The sequence below is a fragment of the Actinoalloteichus caeruleus genome (assembly GCF_049311605.1).
In the GTDB taxonomy this organism is placed as follows: Bacteria; Actinomycetota; Actinomycetes; order Mycobacteriales; family Pseudonocardiaceae; genus Actinoalloteichus_B; species Actinoalloteichus_B caeruleus.
Map to the genome: position 1 here is coordinate 3,290,919 of NZ_CP186005.1, position 19,232 is coordinate 3,310,150.

18 protein-coding genes are annotated in these 19,232 nt (G+C 68.9%); 7 read left to right on the forward strand and 11 right to left on the reverse strand.

The genetic code is table 11. From position 1 onward, the window contains the following. Positions 1-224 precede the first annotated feature (224 nt). Together ACOJVX_RS13400 and ACOJVX_RS13405 are read right to left on the reverse strand one after the other, a co-directional pair. Positions 225-1,139: a glycosyltransferase gene (locus ACOJVX_RS13400; protein ID WP_422646791.1), complete on the reverse strand. Its 915-nt coding sequence runs from the start codon at positions 1,137-1,139 to the stop codon at positions 225-227. 3 nt (positions 1,140-1,142) lie between these two features. Then, on the reverse strand, positions 1,143-2,003 hold the full coding sequence (locus tag ACOJVX_RS13405; protein ID WP_418153165.1) for a GntR family transcriptional regulator: 861 nt from the start codon (positions 2,001-2,003) through the stop codon (positions 1,143-1,145). Between the two features lie 195 nt (positions 2,004-2,198). Between ACOJVX_RS13405 and ACOJVX_RS13410 the strand changes: the two genes are divergently transcribed. The 7 genes from ACOJVX_RS13410 to ACOJVX_RS13440 all read left to right on the forward strand — a co-directional run bounded on the left by ACOJVX_RS13410 (position 2,199) and on the right by ACOJVX_RS13440 (position 8,744). Continuing rightward, positions 2,199-2,621: a plasmid replication, integration and excision activator gene (locus tag ACOJVX_RS13410; protein ID WP_422646792.1), complete on the forward strand. Its 423-nt coding sequence runs from the start codon at positions 2,199-2,201 to the stop codon at positions 2,619-2,621. Positions 2,622-2,832: 211 nt separating this feature from the next. After that, entirely contained in the window at positions 2,833-3,198 is a 366-nt protein-coding gene (locus ACOJVX_RS13415; RefSeq protein WP_418153164.1) for a hypothetical protein, read from the forward strand. Continuing rightward, positions 3,195-3,716 carry a hypothetical protein gene (locus ACOJVX_RS13420; RefSeq protein ID WP_418153163.1) on the forward strand — a complete coding sequence of 174 codons (522 nt, stop codon included), beginning with the start codon at positions 3,195-3,197 and terminating at the stop codon, positions 3,714-3,716. The genes ACOJVX_RS13415 and ACOJVX_RS13420 overlap by 4 nt, the downstream gene beginning before the upstream one ends. Positions 3,717-4,136: 420 nt before the next feature. Beyond that, on the forward strand, positions 4,137-5,645 hold the full coding sequence (locus tag ACOJVX_RS13425) for an FtsK/SpoIIIE domain-containing protein (protein ID WP_418153162.1): 1,509 nt from the start codon (positions 4,137-4,139) through the stop codon (positions 5,643-5,645). A 47-nt stretch (positions 5,646-5,692) separates the two neighbouring features. Beyond that, a complete protein-coding gene (locus ACOJVX_RS13430) occupies positions 5,693-7,285 on the forward strand; it encodes a replication initiator (RefSeq protein ID WP_422647578.1) in 1,593 nt (530 codons plus the stop codon). Between the two features lie 20 nt (positions 7,286-7,305). After that, positions 7,306-7,500, forward strand: coding sequence for a helix-turn-helix domain-containing protein (locus ACOJVX_RS13435; protein ID WP_418153160.1), 195 nt, complete (start codon positions 7,306-7,308; stop codon positions 7,498-7,500). A gap of 20 nt (positions 7,501-7,520) precedes the next feature. Further along, positions 7,521-8,744: a tyrosine-type recombinase/integrase gene (locus tag ACOJVX_RS13440; RefSeq protein ID WP_422646793.1), complete on the forward strand. Its 1,224-nt coding sequence runs from the start codon at positions 7,521-7,523 to the stop codon at positions 8,742-8,744. Positions 8,745-8,874: 130 nt separating this feature from the next. Here the strand turns inward: ACOJVX_RS13440 and ACOJVX_RS13445 are convergent, their stop codons facing one another. The 9 genes from ACOJVX_RS13445 to ACOJVX_RS13485 form a co-directional block, all read right to left on the reverse strand. Further along, complete coding sequence (locus ACOJVX_RS13445; RefSeq protein WP_422646794.1) at positions 8,875-10,824, reverse strand: hypothetical protein; 1,950 nt, start codon at positions 10,822-10,824, stop codon at positions 8,875-8,877. A 440-nt stretch (positions 10,825-11,264) separates the two neighbouring features. After that, positions 11,265-12,299, reverse strand: a complete 1,035-nt coding sequence (locus ACOJVX_RS13450; RefSeq protein ID WP_026418071.1) for a TRM11 family SAM-dependent methyltransferase — start codon at positions 12,297-12,299, stop codon at positions 11,265-11,267. A 135-nt stretch (positions 12,300-12,434) separates the two neighbouring features. Then, positions 12,435-13,514, reverse strand: coding sequence for a fatty acid desaturase family protein (locus ACOJVX_RS13455; protein WP_418153157.1), 1,080 nt, complete (start codon positions 13,512-13,514; stop codon positions 12,435-12,437). A gap of 456 nt (positions 13,515-13,970) precedes the next feature. Next, on the reverse strand, positions 13,971-14,717 hold the full coding sequence (locus ACOJVX_RS13460; protein WP_418153156.1) for a sensor domain-containing protein: 747 nt from the start codon (positions 14,715-14,717) through the stop codon (positions 13,971-13,973). Then, positions 14,714-14,947 (reverse strand): hypothetical protein, encoded by a 234-nt coding sequence (locus ACOJVX_RS13465; protein ID WP_016698257.1) that lies wholly within the window; start codon positions 14,945-14,947, stop codon positions 14,714-14,716. Before ACOJVX_RS13465 ends, ACOJVX_RS13460 begins: the two co-directional genes overlap by 4 nt. Further along, positions 14,944-15,306 carry an ArsR/SmtB family transcription factor gene (locus ACOJVX_RS13470; protein ID WP_211215291.1) on the reverse strand — a complete coding sequence of 121 codons (363 nt, stop codon included), beginning with the start codon at positions 15,304-15,306 and terminating at the stop codon, positions 14,944-14,946. Before ACOJVX_RS13470 ends, ACOJVX_RS13465 begins: the two co-directional genes overlap by 4 nt. Positions 15,307-16,112: 806 nt before the next feature. Further along, a complete protein-coding gene (locus ACOJVX_RS13475) occupies positions 16,113-16,760 on the reverse strand; it encodes a hypothetical protein (protein WP_418153155.1) in 648 nt (215 codons plus the stop codon). Positions 16,761-16,809: 49 nt separating this feature from the next. Then, complete coding sequence (locus tag ACOJVX_RS13480; protein WP_026418074.1) at positions 16,810-17,472, reverse strand: lytic polysaccharide monooxygenase; 663 nt, start codon at positions 17,470-17,472, stop codon at positions 16,810-16,812. A gap of 188 nt (positions 17,473-17,660) precedes the next feature. Further along, positions 17,661-19,184 carry an amidohydrolase family protein gene (locus ACOJVX_RS13485; protein WP_016698262.1) on the reverse strand — a complete coding sequence of 508 codons (1,524 nt, stop codon included), beginning with the start codon at positions 19,182-19,184 and terminating at the stop codon, positions 17,661-17,663. Positions 19,185-19,232: the final 48 nt, after the last annotated feature.

Here is a 19,232-nt window from a genome sequence, read left to right on the forward strand (position 1 = left end):
TGAAGATCAGTACTGTGTCGGTTGACGGGGACCCGCCTGACTCCCTGAGGGCGGCGGCAAGGCGAGGACGCGCGTCAGCGCGCCCGCAGCCGCCGCCGTGCGCCCTCAGGCCGCCGCAGGCGGCACGCGCGCCAGCGGCGCGCGCTTGATCCCCTAGAGCCAAATTCGGCAGCAGTAGCGCCCCGCTGGGTGCTTGTGAGCGTCACAACGGGCCGTGCCGGCGCTCAGTTCGTGTGCCGCGTCTGGAGCGGGAGGCGGGCGCGTGACTCGTTGAGGATCATCCGCTCGAAGTCCCCGGGTTCGTCGCGGTCGGGGTCATAGGTAGCCAAGATTTCGTGAATCTCGGCGTACCACTGCTTGAGAAGATGCGTGTCGCGACGGTCGATGCGCCCGAGGCGAACGGCTGTTTCACACAGGAGATCGAGTTCTTCTGCCATCAAATGCGGCTTCGGCCTTTGTGGATTCACCCAGTCATCGGAGATGATGGGACGTAGACGCGGAGCACTCTCGTTCCAGTGCAACAGAATCGCAAGGTCGACGGTGAACCCGTCTGGCAAAGTATCAGGATCCGGCCACAGCTCCGCCTTCGCGGCTCGCTGCCCTGACCAGGGCGTGCTCCCACACTTGGGCAGAAGCTCAGGGAAAAGCCATCCGGCGACCGGCGCAAAGAAACCAAATAGCCACATCTGTGGATACAATGGACGCCAATATAGATCGCTGATCGTCGCGTCGCTCACACCCATAAGGATTGGCTCGACAAGTTCGGCGACAATCGGAGTCTTTCCGAAGTATTCGAAATCGGCATCCAGGAGGCAAATGATGTCTCCGCTTGCGGACTGGATCCCTGACCGAACCGCCGAGCCCTTCCCTATGGGCGCGAGAAGGACATCCGCTCCCGCACCCTCGGCGCGGTCAGCGGTGCGGTCCTCACACGCGCTTGCCGCTACGATGATCTCACCTTGCGTGCCCAAATGGGCCAGGCCGTCACGGGCGGACGTGACGGCCTGCTCGATGGTGTCCTCTTCGTTGTGGGCCGGGATGACCACACTGACCGTGTAGTTGCTCCTCTCCGGCTGGGAGAGGGTGTTAATGGCGGGCAGGTGGAGACCAAGCGCCGGGTTGATGTTTGTCTGTTCCACTCTCTAGCTTCCTGCCTGTTTGCTGAATCTGGGATAGCCGTCAGGCCATCGGGGGAGGTCTTCGACTATGACGACTTCGGTTCTGTCTGCGGGGTACACGGCATCGGACAGCTCGACCACCCTTCCGTCGATGTCGATTGACTTCGACCTGATCTTCAGCATCGGCGTCCCTTGGTCGATCTGCCAATCCTGTCGATCCCTGGTGGTCGGTTCTATTGCAATCACCGTGCGCTTCATCGTGCCGATTTCCACGCCCGCAGTATAGAGTTGGTGCTGATGCCCTCCCGGCCAAGGTTCGTTCTTTTCGTCGAGCAGATCGGGGTTTTTCTCGACGATGTACGCAGGAATGTACGAGGTACTGAAGGCGACCCTCCTTCCCTCGTGAGTGTGCATCTCGTAGTTCCGTCGCTGCAGGACGGTTCCCACGGATATATCGAACTCCCTGGCCAGTTCCTCGGTTGCCTCCACCATGTCGTATCGATGGGTGGAGACGATGTCATCAATGGGAATTCCCGCCACCATTTCGATAGCCCCCCGCTGACGACGCTCGCTTGCCGGTGCTAATACTAGGCGCTTCTGCTCGGCGGCCATGCCGGTGGAGATGCTCTGACGCTCCGGCTTCACCCGAACCTTCGGCGGACGGCCTCGGCCGCCAGTCACCAGACCTTCCGCCTTGAGGACGTCCACCGCATTCCGCGCTGTCAGCGGTGCACATCCCCATTGCTGGTGAAGTTCGCGGATTGTCGGGAGCTGGTCACCCTCCGCGAGGTCGCCTGATCGAATCTGCGCCCTGAGCGCGTCGGCGATTCGATGATGAACCGGCACGTGACCTGCGGTTGTGCTGTTACCCGGGTCGGTGTTCATGCCGGCCATTACAGCACGGCCCTCGCTAGCAAACTAGCCAAGACCTTGACAGGGCTGAGCCGATCGGCCTAGCCTGGCTAAGTTCGCTAGCGAACTAGCGAAGCGGCTACGAGCATGGAGGTACTCACGATGGCAATCGGTGGTGGGGCTCGGCTCCCGGCGGAGCACGACGAGGTGTTTCCCCAAGGTGCGCTGGTGATGGGGGTGGAACCGGTGATGAAGTTCCAGAGTCGTGAGGAGCGGGCGCGGGGGGCTGCTCCGGTGCCGGAGTTGGATCCGCGTACCGAACAGCGTCAGTGGTTGGTGACGGTGATCGACCAGGCGGCGGAGCGAAAGTCCGACGCGGTGGTCACGGTCAAGATCTCCGCAGATGTGGCACCGGTGCCGCCGGAGGCGCTTCCCGGGACCAACCTGCGGCCGGTGGTCTTCGAGGGCCTGACGGTGACTCCCTGGATTGACAGCAGGCCGTGCACGCCGCCGGCCGCTGGGCAGGGTCACCGGTGCCGAGCGCGGCAACAGTTCAGCTACCGCGCGTCGGGCATGCGTGCCCCGGGCGGCTCCGGCTCCAAGCCGGTCAAGAGCCCGGGTGTCGCGGAGCCCGGAGCCAAGGCGGCGTAGGGATGCGGGACGTGGGGGCGGATGCTCACCGCCGCTGCCCTGCCTCGACAGTGCGTGCTCTGCCCTTCGCCACGTTAGGCGGAGGTTCACTGCGTCGATTCGGTCCCGTTCGCCTTGGTCACCGACACCCCGAGGCTCCGGAACCGTTCAGTGCTTCCCTGCAACAGGCCCGGGCCGTGTTGCAGCAGACCGGTAAGGGAGACGACACGTGATGGTTCCTCAAGTAATCGGGGTCCCGGCTCAGGGGGCGGGGGCGTTGTTCACGGTGGAGATGCCCGGCACCGGGCCGATGCTGATGGTGGACCTGGGCAGCCTCTGCCTCCAGGTCCGGTTCCACCAGGACGGTCGGGACCGGGAACACCTCGACCGGTTCCTGTCCGAACTCGCTGCGGAAGCGTCTCGGGCCGTGGAGTGGCTGCGCTCCCAGCCTCGGCACACCCACGGGCTGCTCGACGTGGACTCCGCCCGGACCGCGCTGGCCGGCTACCTCCCCGCGACCCCACCCGAGGACCCCTCGGGTGGGGCGCACCACTGGCGGGCACCTGAGCCCACCGACGAGGGGGAAGGCTACCGGTGAGCGAGGACCAGCCGGAGGTGCCCGCGTGGGAACGGGAACTGCGCGCCCTGTTCCTCACCTTCGTGGAGCACCTGCCACCCAAGGACGCTCCCGCCGAGGAGCAAATCGTCTACCGGGAGCGGTGGGCGGAGTGCTTCGACGAGGTCGCGGACACCCTCGACGAGATCCAACGCACGGCGGCCATGCTGGCGCGGTCCGCGCGGGACAGCCTCGACATGCTGCGCAAGCTGGCGGGTCAGTACCCGCCCCCGCCGGCAGCCGAGGTCCCCGCCCCCCGGGCGGAGGGGCAGACCGGGACGGCCGGCCGGTTAGCAGCTTGGTGGTCTCGAACGTGGCGGCGGTCTCCGACCAGGCCGGTCGTGCCTCGGCGGGTGCGGTTGGAGTTCCGGCGGTGCCGGACCTGCCGGAACGGCGGCTGGTGGCCCGACGGGCAGGAGTGGTGCTGGGACTGCACGGCAGCCAGTGAATGGCGAGGGCTGCGCACGGCGGCCCGGCAGGCGGCCGCCGGACGGTACTGACGCTGCTGGGGCGGTAACGGAACGTGCTCGTCCGTGCCGCCCCACCCAGCGTTTTCACACATCAGGAATACGTCATCTGACGACACGACGCGACAAAAACCGGAAGGTCGCGGCGGCGATTCCGCACGTCCGCACCTTGATCGAAGTCGGCTGTGACGCGAGAGACGGGCTCGGGCCTGGAAAACCTGCACCGTCTCTGCGCCATTCACCCCTGTCACAGGAAGTGAACACGTATGAGCGTAGAGCATCATGATCGGACCACCGCAAGCCCCCTCACCCCATCGGCGGCACGATGCCCGCTGTGCCAACGCCGTGGGCTGTTCGCACCCGGGCACGCTGACTGCCTGAGCTGCTTGAACTGGCTCCCGCTGGACTTCGGCGATGCACGCAGCACCGTCCGGCCCGGGGCGGGTGTCGAGGATGCCTGAACCTCGTCGATGGGTCGACCCCGCTCCGTTGGAGATCGCCCGGCCTCGGCTGCCCTGGTGGCTATTGCTGCCCAAGACGGTTCTCCTCGTGGGGTTCCCCGTCCTGGCCCTGGTCGCGCTCACCGCCGTGGGGGTGGGTGTGCTGCGGCGAGCCTGCCGCTACCCGGTGGCAGCGCTGGTGCTGCTCCTGGTGCTCCTCGCCGCCGTCGGCTCCGGGTGGCCGGTCGCGTTGCTGACCGCCGCGCTGCTGGCCGTGGTGTGCGGGGCCTGGCGGTGGAAGGCTCCCGTCTCCTTCCGCCGCGTGCTGCTGGTGGAGCTGCGGTCGGAGTGGCGACGCGCCACCGTCTACGCCCCTGCCTGGCACCGCGTGATGCGCTTCGCCGACCTGGGACGTCGTGTGGACCGCAAGACCTACCTGCCCCGGCTGCTGCGAGTCCGCTCGCACGGATGGCGAGACCGGCTGACCGTGGCGCTGCTGGCCGGGCAGACCCCCGCCGAGTTCGAAGCCCGCTCTGACGCGCTGGCGCACTCCTTCGGTGCCCGTTCCTGCCGCGTCCGGGTCCTGCGCCCTCGTCGGATCATGCTCGACCTGGTCCACGCCGACCCGCTGGCCGCCCCGGTCGCGCCGCCTCCCCTGCCCGATCCCACCGCCGTGGTGGACCTCCGCTCGTTGCCGTTGGGCGTCACCGATACCGGACGGAGCTGGACTCTGCCGCTGCACGGCACGCACTGGCTGGTCGTCGGAGCGACCGGCGCGGGCAAGGCCTCCGTCGTCTGGGCACTGCTGCGGGCGGTGGCACCCCTCGTCCGCAAGGACCAGGTCCGCGTGTACGGGATCGACCCCAAGGGAGGGATGGAACTCGGCCGCGCCCCCGCTGTGTTCCACCGCCTGGTGTGCCAGAAGGGTCAGCCGGCGGTGGAACTCCTGGAACACCTCGCCGAGGAAGTCCGCACCCGCGCCGAGAGCATGCGAGGCCACGCCCGGAACTGGTCACCTGAGCACGGGCCGTTCCTCATCCTCGTGGTGGACGAACTCGCCGACCTCGTGGCCTACGAGACCGACCGCAAGCTCCGGGAACGAGCCAACGCGGCCCTTCAGCTCCTGACCTCCCAGGGACGAGCCCCGGGAGTGGCCGTGGTCGGGCAGGTCCAGGACCCCCGCAAGGAGATCATCGGCTTCCGCCACCTGTTCCCGACCCGCATCGCCCTACGCCTGGACGAACCCACCCAGGTGGACATGGTCCTGGGCGACGCCCTTCGCCAACGCGGCGCAGCGGCCCACGACATCCCCGACACCACCCCCGGGGTGGCCTGGGTCGGCATCGACGGCCGCCGGGACCCGCAACGAGTCCGGGCCTTCCACACCACCGATGCGGAGTTGACCGCTCTGACCGACTACCTCACCTCCGCATCCGACACCCCCGCCGACGGTTCCGAGGACGCCGAGGTCATCACCTTCCCCACCCGCGACCACCGCGACCAGCGGGGTGAGGCCGCGTGAACGCCACCGTCACCGACCTGGCCGACCACCAAAGCCGAGCACAGCGCATGCGCCAACCCCTGGCCTCCCACGTGATCGAGGCCGCCGCCGAACACCACGGCGTGTGCACCCGCCCCTTCGTCATGGAGGTCGCCGACTACGACACCGGCGAACTGCGCTACGTCCCCGTCCCCTGCGGAGCCACCATCGAGAGCACCTGCCGGCCCTGCGCCCGCAAAGCCCGAGCCCTGCGGATGGCTCAGTGCCGCGAAGGCTGGCACCGGGACACCGAACCCGACTTCACGCCCGAACCCCCCACGGGCGAACAGACCCACCTGATCGACTACCGGGCCGACCTCCTGGCCGAGTACCGCACCGCCCAGGCGGTCGGTGACCGGCAGGACATCGAGGAACTCCGCGAGGAAATCACCGCCGCCGACGACGACCTGAAAGCCACCGGCGTCCGAGGCCGCCTGCCCCACCCAGACGCCAAACGGCCTCGCAGAGCCCACCGCTCGACCAAGCGCCGCCACGACATCCCAGACCTCCCCCGCCGCAGGGTGGAGAACCACACCCTGGGCCGCGAGTACGCCGGCGGCTACCGCCCCTCGATGTTCGTCACGCTCACCTGCGACACCTACGGGCCGGTCCACCGCGACGGCACCCCCCGCGATCCCGACCGCTACGACTACCGCCAGGCCGCCCGCGACGCGGTCCACTTCGCGGCACTCACGGACCGCTGGTGGCAGAACCTCCGTCGCTGCGTCGGCTGGGACGTGCAGTACTTCGCCACCGTCGAACCGCAGAAGCGCGCCGCCCCACACCTGCACGCCGCGATCCGCGGCAGCATCCCGCACGCGGTGCTGCGACAGGTCACCGCGGCGACCTACCACCAGGTCTGGTGGCCGGCCCACGACCGCCTCGTCTACGCCGAGGGCGACGCCCTGCCAGTGTGGGACGCCGACCGCAAGACGTTCCTCGACCCCACCACCCGGGCCCCGCTGACGACCTGGGAGGAGGCGGTGGACCAGGTCGAGGAGCCCGCGCACGTGGCCCGGTTCGGACCGCAGGTGCACTCCAAGGGCATCCTCGGCGGCTCGGCCGAAGCCGGGCGGCACATCGGCTACCTGACCAAGTACCTCACCAAGTCGGTGGGGGAAGTGGTCGAGCACGACACCGGCCGACAGCGTGCCCACGCCGACCGGCTTCACGCCGAGCTGGCTCGCACCCCTTGTTCGCCCCGGTGCGCGGTGTGGCTGCTCTACGGGGTGCAGCCCCGCAAGCCGCACGCCAGAATGCGCCCCGGTCGCTGCACGACCCGCGCCCACCGAAGGTCGACGTTGGGCCTGCCCGGGCGGCGGGTGTTGGTGTCCCGGAAGTGGTCGGGCAAGTCCCTCGCCGATCACCGGGCCGACAGGCGGCGCTTCGTCACCGAGATGCTCGCCGCCGCCGGTATCGACAAGCCGACCGCCGATTCCTCGCGGGTGGTGTGGCAGAAGGTCCGCCCCGGAGACCCGAACGTGCCTTCCCGAGCGGACCTGCTGCTGCGGGGAATCGCCGAACGACGGCGGTGGCGCGCCGAGTACGACCGTGCCCTGGCCCTGGCCCAACCACCACCGGGCACAGCCCCCGATGTTTCGGCAACTGACCACGCGGCCTGATGACCTGGGGGAACACGAGCATGACCACACGCCAGCTACAGCCCTTGTGGACCGTGGATGACGTCGCGGACTACCTGCGCATCCCTGTCAAGACCCTCTACCAGTGGCACTGGCGCGGCGAAGGGCCACCAGTCCGCAAGATCGGCCGGCACCTGCGCTACGACCCGGTTCAGGTCCAGCACTGGGCCACTGCTTCCGACGGTACCGCCGCCTGAGGGGAGGACCGAAGAACATCATGGCCTACATCGAGGACCGCTGGTGGAACGAAGTCCCAGACCCCGCGCACCCACAAGAGATCACACGGGTCCGTAGTGAACGTCATGGAAAGGGACTGCGGTACAGAGTCCGCTATTACGCGCCGGACGGACGACGGCGGGCTAAGTCCTTTCCCGATCGCCAGAAGCGCGCCGCCGAAAAATTCATGATCTCGGTGCAGAACCAGATGAACACCGGGGACTACATCGCCCCCGACGCCGGCGCGATCACAGTAAGGGAGTACGCGGAGCGGTGGCTTGACTCCCAGACCTTCGAAGAGTCGACCAGGGCAAGCGTGCGCTCACGACTGACCCATCAGATCTTTCCCCAACTGGGAAGTCGCTCACTCACTTCCCTGCGTCCCTCAGACATCCGAGGGTGGGTTAAGTGGATGCAGGACAAACAACTGGCGACATCCTACCAGGCAGCGTGCTTCTCCCACCTGTCGTCCGTGTTCAACGCTGCACTGGATGACGGCCGCATCCGCAAAAACCCGTGCCTGGCAGCGACAGTTTCCCGGCCCCGTCCAACGAGGCCCCGCATCACCCCGTGGTCAGCGGAACGAGTATCAGCCACGCGAGACGCACTGCCCGAACGATTCCGACTCTTTGTCGCGCTCGGTGCTGGCTGTGGGTTACGCCAAGGAGAGTGCTTCGGTCTCTCACCCGACGACATCGATCGCCAGACGATGACTCTCCACGTCCGCCGACAGGTCCGGACCGTCTCCGGGGTTCAAACCTTCGCGTTGCCCAAGGGCGGGAAAATTCGGCAGGTTCCGCTACCCGAAAGTGTGTTGACTGCACTGGACGACCATCTCTGGGCGTTCTCCGCGCACCTCGTAACCCTTCCGTGGGCGAGATCCGACGGAAGACCGGAAACTGTCCGGCTCATGCTCACCCACGAGAACGCGAGGGCACTCCACCGCTCCTGGTTCGACCTCGTCTGGGACCGTGCCAGACGAGCGGCAGGGGTGGCCAAGCCAACGAGGCAGGATGGGACACACGCTCTCCGGCACTACTACGCCTCGGTGCTTCTGGATGCCGGGGAGAGTGTCAAGGCCCTGTCGGAGTACCTGGGTCACCATGATCCCGCATTCACCCTCCGCACCTACACCCACCTTCTTCCGAACAGCCATGACCGGACGCGTCAAGCTGTGGACGCGGCCTTCGCCGCGCACCAGCGACGCGATGACGTATCCGCGTGACCGCACCGCTCACTCGTAGGACCCGGGTAGGACCCAGCGTGACATGGGCGTCGGCTGGGGAACTCGCGCACTGCGGACCGTGTCGGGGAGCCCACCGGGACTCCCCGACACGGAACCGCTGGTCAACGGGTCACGGGTAGTAGATGTTGGGCTGGTCCGGGGTCTCCATGTCGAAGCCCAGGAAGAAGCTGGTGTGCGGCGGCTGGTTGTAGGCGACGTTCTGCCAGGCCACCCCGAGCCGGTACACCGGGTCGTGCATCAGGGTGTGGATCCGGTGCTCCGTGGGGTGCGTGGTCGTGTAGACCCGGAGGGCCGTGTCGTCCTCGGTCGGCCACAGCACCTCCTCGCGCCAGTCGCCGAGGATGTCCGCCTGGAGGCTCGGATTGCCCTTGGTGTCGTTGATCGACTGGGTCCCGGTCGGCGTGAGCAGGTTGACGAGGGTCTCGGTCTCCCAGTCCCACTTGTCGATCCGGCCCACTCCCCGGCGGTCGCTCTCCCGGAAGTCGTGGTCCAGGATCTCCCGGCCGAGGTCACCGTCCCACCAGACGACGAAGTTCGCCGGGGGGATGTTGTTGGAGATGAGCTCGCCGGAGGCGCTGACCAACCAGCCGGTCGGGCTGTTCCACTCCCCGTCGATGGCCCAGGCCTCGGCTCCGGGGAACCGGGGGTCGATGTCACCGGCGGTCCCCCGGCCGGTGTCCCGCCCGGTGTGCTCGCCCCACAGGACCTCGCCGCTGCCCGCGTCGCGCAGCGCCAGGCCGTACGGCGCGGAGGAGTTCTCCTGCACTCCGAAGACCTCCAGGCCGTCCCGGCTCGGGTCCAGGTTGCCCAGGTGCATGGCGTCGCCGTGGCCGAGCCCGGTGGAGTAGAGACCGGTGCCGTCGTCGTCGATGGTCATCTGGCCGAACACGATCTCGTCACGGCCGTCGCCGTCAACGTCGCCCACGCTCAGGTTGTGGTTGCCCTGTTGGGCGTAGGCGCCGTTGCCCGGCTCGTCGCTGTCGAAGATCCACCGCTGGGTGAGTTCCCCGTCGCGCCAGTCGTAGGCGGCCAGCACGGTCTTCTCGTAGTAGCCCCTGGACATCATAATGCTGGGGCGTTCACCGTCCAGGTAGGCGACGGCGGCGAGGAACCGGTCACCCCGGTTGCCGTAGCAGTCACCCCACTGGCAGATGTCACCGCGCGCCGGTTCGAAGTCGACGGTCTCCACCGCCTCGCCGGTGAGTCCGTCGAAGACGGTCAGGAACTCCGGTCCGGTGAGGACGTAGCCGGAGGACTCGCGGTAGTCGGCGTCGGGGTCACCGATCACCTGCCCGATGCCGTCCACCGCGCCGTCGGCGGTGCGCAGGACGACCTCGGCGCGACCGTCTCCGTCGAAGTCGTACACCAGGAACTGCGTGTAGTGCGCTCCGGCGCGGATGTTGGGTCCGAGCCCGAGCCGCCAGAGCTGTTCGCCCTCGAGGGTGTAGGCGTCGAGGAACACCTCACCGGTGTAGCCCGACCGGGAGTTGTCCTGCGCGTTGGTGGGCTCCCACTTGACGACGATGTCGTACTGGCCGTCGCCGTTGAGGTCACCGACGCTGGCGTCGTTGATCCGGTACTCGAACTCGCCCCCGTCCGGGGTCGTGCCGCCCGCGGGCTTGTTCAGCGGGATGTCGAAGTGCGCCTCGGCCAGGGCGGTGGTCGTCTCCGACGCGGCGCGCCCACCCTGGCCGAGTGGCAGCAGCTCGTAGGTGGCCCCGGGGGCACCGTCGGGATCGAGGAAGTTGGTGCTGGAGCGGATGGGCTGGCGGTTGATCTTCCGGCCGTCGCGGAACAGGTGGAAGCCGAGGTCCTGCGGGTCGGTGCCGAACAGGCGCCAGCTCACCAGGACCCCGTCCTCGGTGGGGACGGCCAGCAGTCCCCGGTCCAGGCGTTCGGCCTGCCGAGCCGGGGTGGCGTCCCCGGTCGTGGCGGAGCCGGCCGGTGCGGCCGACCGGTCCGCTCCGGCTGGGTCGTCGAGTGCGGCGGCGCTGCCGGCGGACACCACGAGGGCGCTTCCGGCCACCAGCGCGAGTAGTGATCTTCGTGCACGCGTCATTGCGTTGGGCCCTTTCCCGGATCAGGGGCAGGTTGTCACGGTGTCGGGCGGTTCCTGGGTTCTCCTCGGTTCGGCGTCCCGTTCCCGGCGTCGTCACGGGTTCGGGGAGCCGTCCTGGTCTGGATCTGCCGAGAAACCGCTTCCCGACCTAGTGATAGCTGATCGCGGGGCGGGTGACCGGGTCGGCCGGGCACCGTTCGACCGGTGTTGTCGCAGGTCAGGGCCCCCGCGGGTCCGGGGTGACCTCGGAACGGGCTGTTGGCCGTTACCGGTCAGGCCATCGGAGGCGCTGGCCGGGGTCATCGAGGGCCTGGTTGAGTGCGGCCGGCGGGGAGCGGCCGTCGACCGGAGCGTCCACGCGGATCCCGTGGTGGTCCCGACGGGCGCCGCGCCCCGCGTGGGCATGTCCCAGCCCGCCACCCGCACGGGGGTCCGACGCGTCAGGCTTTGGTGGCGACGATCAGGTCCCGGGTGATGGCCTGGTCTACCCGGTGCCGGAAGCCGTGGTGGGCGGGGGTGTCGCACACCCGCAGCCCGTTGTCGGACAGGATCGCCGCGATCTCGTCCCGCCCGGCCCCGTACGTGTTCCAGGAGATCCCCACCGCGCCACCGGCGCGAAGGAGGCGGCACCACCCGGGGACGGCGGCGTTGAGGAGTTCCAGCGGGCTGCGGGTGAGGCCGTCAGTGCGGTCCCTGCTGCCGTGCTGCACGCCGTAGGGGGCGTCGGTGACGATCAGGTCCACCGACCGGTCGGGGAAGAACTCCGCCGCGCGCAGGGTGTCGGCGTGCACCAGGTCGAGGGTGAGCCGCTCCCCCGCCTTGTAACTCTCCCGGTCGACGCCGATCTCGGCGTGGAGGCGTCGGCCGATCTGCTTCTTGTCGCGTCGGATCCTGGTGATCTCCGCGTGGTGCTTGACGCGCTTGCGCTTGAGCCAGGTGCGGAGGAAGGCCGCGTAGGCGTCGACGTGCTTGCCGTCCGCTTCGACGCCGAGCGCGTCGAAGCCGTACGTCAGGGCCTGGCTCAGGGTGGTGCCGCGCCCGGCGAGCGGGTCGAGCACGCGGAGCTTCCGTCGTCCCCACTCGGCGGCCAGGTCGGAGGAGAGCAGGGTGACGTTGAGCAGGAGTTTCGTGAACAGTTCGTTGGTCTTGCCCACGTACTTCGGGATGGTGAGGAGGTCGTCGTCGAAGCGGTCCTCGGGGTGGGCGTCCAGCGGGAGCAGCAGGTCGTCCCGCAGTTCGAAGAGGGCGTAGCGGGAGGACAGGTTCGCCAGGCGGTTGAGGTCCTCCTCCGAGAGCTCGTCCGCGTCGAAGGTGACGTAGTCCACACCGCCAAGGCGGCGGGTATCGATGCCGGTGAGGCGGCCGGGGAACAGGCGGTCACCGAAGACCGCGAGTTCGGCCCTGGTCAGTTCCACCGACGCCCCGGTGTAGACCTTGTTCGCAGCGGGAAGGATCAGGATGCCGTAACGCCTCATGCGCTTCTGTTCCACCAAGGGTTCACTCCGTCGGGACCGCGCAAGGATACTGAAGGCTGGTGGAGCCCGTCCCCCGCCGGGACGCGACGGCACCGCCGGCGAACGACGTGTCCGTCGACGGTGCCGGGCGCGGCGCTACCGGCGTTGGGCCGACTGGAGGTGTTCGGCGGGCACGGCCCGTTCGATGGCGCGGGAGTTGCCGACCTCGTCGAGGTAGGTGAGGATCTCCCGCCACGACTGGATCAGGTTGGTCTCGTGGTACGGGACGCCCCGTTCCTGGCAGAACTCGATCACGATGGGCCTGGCGTGCCGCAACGCGGGTCGGGGCATGCTGGGGAACAGGTGGTGCTCGATCTGGTAGTTGAGCCCGCCGAGCCCCCATTCCAGGAACCGACCACCCGTGACGTTGCGGGAGGTGAGGACCTGGCGGCGGAAGAAGTCGATCTTCTCACCGGGTTGGAGGATGGGCATTCCCTTGTGGTTGGGGGCGAACGTCGATCCCATGTACAGGCCGAACAGGCACTTGTGGACGAAGAAGAACGCGATGGCCTTGCCGGGCGAGAGGACGAGGAAGAGCGCGGAGAGGTAGGCGGCGAAGTGGACCACGAGCAGGCCGCCCTCCAGCCAGCGCCGCCTCGGGGGCAGGGTCGGCAGTGCGCGGAAGGAGGACACGTGCAGGTTGAGTCCGGCGAGTAGCAGCAGGGGGAAGAAGAGCCGGCCCTGCCACCTGGTCCACAGCAGGCGGAGTCCTCGTGTCTTGCCCACCTGCTGTTCGGTCCAGGACAGCGCTCCCTCGGCGATGTCGGGGTCCCGGTCGACATGGTTGGGGTGGCTGTGGTGCCGGTTGTGCTTGTCCACCCACCACCCGATGCCCAGGCCGATGCCGAGGTTGCCCAGGGTGAGGCCGGCGACCTCGGAGGCCCGACGGCCTCGGAAGATCTGGCGGTGGCCGACCTCGTGCCCGGTGAAGGCGATCTGGGTGGACAGCACGGCGAGGACGACCGCGGTCAGCAACTGGTACCAGGAGTCGCCGAGGAACGGGAAGACGGCCCAGGTTCCCAGGTAGAGCGCCACGTTCGTGGCGATGACGGCGGTGTAGTAGCCGTGCCGTCGACGCATCAGCCCGGCGTCCCGGATCCTGCGGGAGAGCACGCTGTAGTCGCTGCGCCGGTCGGAGGCGTCCTGGGGCTCCTCGACGGCTGCGGGGAAGGACATGGGGTTCCCTGTCTTGGGTAGGGGGCGGGTCCGGTCCACCGAGGCGGACCGGTCGAGGTTCTGGCCGGGGTCGGGCGTTCCCCGGTGGTGCCGACGGGGCGTCACCGGGCGTGGGTGGACCGCCGGTCGGGTGAAATCGGGCACGTCGCACCGGGCGCCGGACGTGGGCGCTGGTGCGTCTGTGCGCGGAGAAATGCCTGGTTGACCAGGCGCGCGGTTCAGCGTCGACGGAGGAGGCCAACGGTGCGCATGGGCGGACGCGCTCGTCGCCGACCCCGGCGCGGTGGTCGATCTGTCATAGAATCTCGACCTTCCTTGAGTGAGTTGAGGGACTCGGTTGAGGAGTCGTCCCCCGGCCGGGGTGCCAGTGGTGTGGTGTGCGGCCGGGGGACGGTCGTCAGCGGGTGAGTGGGGCAGGTCGTGGTGCGTGGTGTTCCGGCTGGGGCGGCCTGGTTGTCAGCCGCTGAGCGGACCTGGTGACCGCAGGACTCGCCTGGCTGGTTCCAGGGGGTCGACCGCTGGCCCGAGGAGGGATCGGGCGATCGCGGCGTGTGACCTGGCCGCGCGGACCATGAGCGGTGCGGTGATCGTGGCCACGATGAAGCAGACGGCCATGACCAGGAGCGCCGTGGGCAGGTCACCGACCCAGATCCCGAAGCCACCGTCGAACAGGTTGTGTTCGGGGCCCGTGACGTATCCGATCATGATGCCGTGGCCGACGGTGCCATCGTCGAAGGTGATGGGGATCGACCAGTACCACAACGGCAGGGTGATGCCGGCGACCGGGATCACCCACAGGACCGCGACGACGAGGTCGAAGACGAACAGCAGGGGCGCCAGCGGCAGGAGGTAGGCGAGGTTCCGGAACGTGGCCGGGTCGGTCCACCGGGTCCTGATCTGGCTGATGATGCCGGGATCGGTGACGGGCCGGTAGGCGCTCTCGACGCGCCGGGCCACCAGGAACGCCCGGCGCCGCTCCACCTCCGCCATCCCCCTGATCAGCAGGGCGGCCCCGAGGAGCAGCGGGAACCCGAGCCAGAAGATGCTGAGCACGGAGGAGACGATCACGCTCACCAGTGCGACGGCCATGAAGGCCACGGCGATCGGCAGGTAGCTGATCAGGTAGGCGAGGGCCCACCAGCTTTCTCGGGTGAACAGCGCCATCGCCGGTGACGCGGGCGCTGTCGGTTCATTCGTGCTCACTCCACGCTCCGCAGCAGTTTCTCGACCGCTCCCAGTCTGGCCGCCAGCTCCGCGAGCTCCCCCCGGAGCATCGCCTGGTTGGCGACGGCTTCCTCCGCGAGCTTGCGGTAGTGGGCCATCGCCACGGCGTCCGCCCGGTGGCGTTGCAACCGGAAGTAGGAGACGAGGCTCAGCGAGAGCCCACCGATGACGATCAGCACGATCGAGATGGCGATGACAGCGCCGATCATGTGGATGTGTCCTCCATGTCCGTAGGGCCTTCCTCGTTGCCCGATGTACCGGGAGACGCGTCCTGGTCGGCCCGCAGGGCCTGGCGGACGGTGTCGACGTTGAGGCGAAACTCGAAGGGCGTCAGCTCGAAGTACTTCATCGCCTTGCCGTCGGCTGAGAGTTCCAGGGCACCGGTGACGATCCCAGCCTTTTCCAGCCGTTCGAGGTGCATGTAGAGCAGGGGACGAGACAACCCCAGGCGCCTCGCCAGCTCGCTGACGTGCACGCGACCAGCCGCCAGTTCCTCGATGACGCGGAGGCGCTGGACGTGACCGAGGGCCGCGAGTACCGCGAGCAGTTCCGCGCTGTTCAGAGGCAACCCCCTCCACTACCCCAGTTTCACCTGTCAGGGTGACATTACACGTGAAGTGCCACCGTGGGTGCGCGGGGTCCCCCGACGGGAACGGCGTGCTCCCTCGCCCGGGGAGCAGCGGCGGGACCGGAACCACGGTTGTCGGGGTGGATTGGAACCGCACCGCGAGGCGGGTCTGGTCGCGCTCCTCCCCTGCCGGGTCCGGGTGGGGTCGCGACGGCGGATGTCCCCTGCCGCCCGGGACGCGACGGCGGAGGGGATGGGGCCTGGCAGGCCGCCAGGGAATGGCGGCAGGAGTTCCGAGGGTGGGGTGGGTTCGTGGCCTCCGGGCACCGGCCACTGGCCACCGGGTCCGCCGGTCGTCGCACTGGCGCGGAAGGGGTATCACCGCGACGACGGGTCGAGGGCGTGCTGACGCGCCCGTGCCCCCGGGCCGTGGCGGCACGGGGCATCCGAGACGATCTGGACGGGTCTCCCGTGCTGGGGCGGCGGGGTTCCGCCGGCGAACCGGGGCGGGAGTGGCCGGAGTACCGGGCTGGTCAGGGTGGGACCGTCCCGCTCCGCCCGCCCGGGATCACCGGTCGGCGGGGTGCCGGTCGGGCGGGGCCCACGGAGCGGCGCTTCCCGCGCGACCGCCGGACCGGTGGTGCCGTGGGAGGACGACCCGGGCGGGCTGGCGGGGCCTTGCCCCGGCTCCCCCCGATGCTCGGTGCGGTCCTGCCGCCCGGTGCGACGCGCGTCGGGGGCAACCCGCTTGGCCTGCCGGTGTCCCCGCCCGACGCGGGTGGGTATGGCGTCGGGCGGGGCTCGGCTCAGTGGTGGCCGTGGTGGGCGAAGTCGCACCCCTCCGCGTCGGCGGGGATGAGATGCGCGTCCTCGATGTCCACGGGGGCGCACCAGAGGTAGTGCAGCCCCATCTCCTCGGCCCCGGTGGGCCCCGAGGTCACGGCGAAACCGTTGCCGAAGGACCAGTCCGGGTTGCCCCGCACCTCACCCTCCTCGACGGCGTCACGCCAGGACTCCTGGAACTCCGTGAAGCGGTCGGGGTCGAAGATGACCAGGCCGAGTTTGTCGTGCGGCGGCACGGCACAGGTGGCCCACTCCGCCACGTAGGGTTCGTACAGCCCGATCAGCAGGGGTCCGACGAAGTCCCGGAACTCCTCCTCGTTGGCGGGTGTCGGGTCGGCGCACTCGCCGGTTTCCTCGGCGACCCAGGACGCCAGTTCGAGGGCGGTGTCGAAGGACTGGCCCATCGCCGCGGCACCGGTCTCCTCCGCCGCCTCGTGGTCGTGGTCGTCGTGTCCCCCACCCTCCTCCGAGGGGGCCGCGTGCTCGGTGCTCGCGGGGGGTGGGGCCTCGGCGGAATCCTCGCCTCCGCCGCAGCCGGCGAGGACGAGGGCCACCGCCGCCAAGGACCCGGTCGCGGCGAGCCGTGCCCTGGTGAGCAGGCTGGAATTCACTCGGTTCTCCCTTTCCTGTCCGTCCGGTGTTCCCGTCGGCACGCGCGGCTCACTGGAAGACGACGTCCGAACAGTTGTAGAAGGCCTCGGGGCTGTCCGAGCGCTGCCAGATCGAGTAGATGATGTGCCGCCCGGTCTTGCCCTCCGGCAGCTGCCCGTACATCTGGTAGGAGTCCCACCAGCTCCCGTCGGTGTGTTCCTTGGGCGGGTCGGTCGCGACCAGGAAGGGTTCCTCTTCGAGGTCGGACCAGGCCAGGGGGGTGGTGGGGTCGTAGCCGTCCTTGGTCACGTACAGCTCGAAGGTGCCGGGGTGCGGCGCCCAGGCGGCGTAGCGGAAGTTGTAGTCGGCGCCGGACCGCAGGGTGGTCGCCGGCCAGTCCGGGCGGGCGGCGTTGTAGGCCGCGTACTTGTCGGTGCCCGCCGCGCACAGCTCCCCGTCGGGGATGATCTCGCGGTGACGTCCGGCGGCGTCGGGGATCAGGATGGCGAACCAGTCCCAGAGCGGCTGGGTCCCGCCCTCCGCCACCGCGTCCCGGCAGGCGTCCGAACTGGGGGTCTGCGGCCCTTCGTCGAAGCAGACGTAGGTCCGGGTCGCCGGTGCGGTCATACCTCCGTGCGCGTGCGCCACACCGGCCGTGAGGGTGCTGGCGAGAAGGGCCAGCGCCACTCCGACCACGCCCAGCGACGCGACGTTGCGTCGTCTCGTTCTCATGCGCTGCTCATTTCTGTGCTGGACAGACAAAGATCGCGCGCCCTGGAACGGAGTGTAGGCAGCGGTGGACTGGCCGAACAGCGCCGTTCATCTCAACCCGGCTGCCTCCGTCGGCGAGGAACGAGGCGGTCATGGCGGCGGTGGGCGGGGAGGCGCGGTGCCCGCACCTCCCCGAGCCGGCTGGCGCGTCAGCCGACCAGCCAGGCCTCCTCATCACCCGACCAGCGGTTCACGCCCGTCGGGGTGGCCGCGCAGCGGCGGTGGATCTCGGTGAACGCCGGGACGAAGGCGGCGTTCACGCTCTCCCACTCCTCCTGCCACTCCCGCACCCGGGGCAGCCAGTGGCGCAGCTCGGCGAGCACGGCGTCCTCGTCGACCCTGGTCAGCCGCCCGTTCTCGACCACGGTCTCCCCCGCGACCATGACCTGCTCGATGGACGAGCCGTTCTCGGAGTAGACGAGGTGCACGGCGAGGTCGTTGCGCGGGGTGAACGGGAGGGTGTTCAGGTCGTAGATGACCAGGTCGGCCTGCTTGCCGACCTCGAGCGATCCGGTCCTGTCCTCCACGAGCGCGCTGCGCGCTCCGCCGAGGGTGCCGGCGCGCAACACCTCGGCGACGCTGGGCCAGCGATGGTGGTCCGGTTCGCTGACCTTGTGCAGCAGCCCGGCCGCCTTGACGACGTCGAGCATCCTCGGGCTGTCGCTGCTGGAGGCTCCGTCACTGCCCAGCGCGAGGTTCACCCCCGCGTCGAGCAGGTCGCGGAAGGGAGCGATGCCCGATCCCAGCTTCAGGTTGGAGATGGGGTTGTGGGACACCGACGCGTTGGCCGCCCCGAGTATCTCGATGTCGGACCGGGTCAACCAGATGCCGTGGGCCAAGGTCGTCTCCCGGCCCAGCGCGCCGATCCGTCGCAGGTGTTCCACCAGGGTGGTGCCGTGGAACTCCCGGCCGGTGACGGCCTGGACCTTGGTCTCCAGGACGTGGATGTGGTACTCGGCGTTCCAGGCACGCGCGAGTTCCGCCGCGCCGACGAGGAGGTCGTCGGTGCACCGTTGGGGACCGGAGGGTGCCACCATGTACCGGAGGCGGCCGCCGGCCCGTTCGTGGTGCCGTTCGAAGGCCCGCCTGCTGAAGTCGAGGTACTCGTCGGTGCGGGGCGGCGTGATCGCCCGGACCTCGTCGAGCAGGTCGGGGCGGAGGACCTCCTCCACGAAGGGCAGGGTGTCGACGAAGGGTTTGTTGATGACGTGCCCGGACACGTTCGCCCGGATCCCGGCGAGCTCGTAGGCGTCGAACACGGCGGCCAGCTGGTCGACGTTCTGGGTCGGGGTCTCCAGGACGTCGTCGACCACGCAGGTCACGCCGGCCCGGAGTGACTCCATGGCCACCAGCAGGGTGCGCAGCCGGACGAGGTCGGCGGGAAGTTCCCCGATCCCCAGGATCGGGTAGGAGAAGAGCATCCACAGTTCGAGCGGCAGGTTGTCGTAGCGTCCCTTGAACAGCGCCTCCCACGAGTGCAGGTGCCCGTTCACCAGTCCGGGGGTGACGAGCCGGTCCCGGCCGTCGATGACCCTCTCGTCCGGTCGTGGTTCCAGGTCCGGTCCGATCTCGGAGATCCGGTCATCACTGATCCGGATGCTCGTGGTGATCGGCCGGGCCCCGGTCACCTCGTCCATCGTGATGACCGAGGCGTGGCGGATGAGTGTTCCCACGTGTTGTTCTCCTGTTCCTCGTGGGCGGCCAGCGGGCGTCGGCTGGTC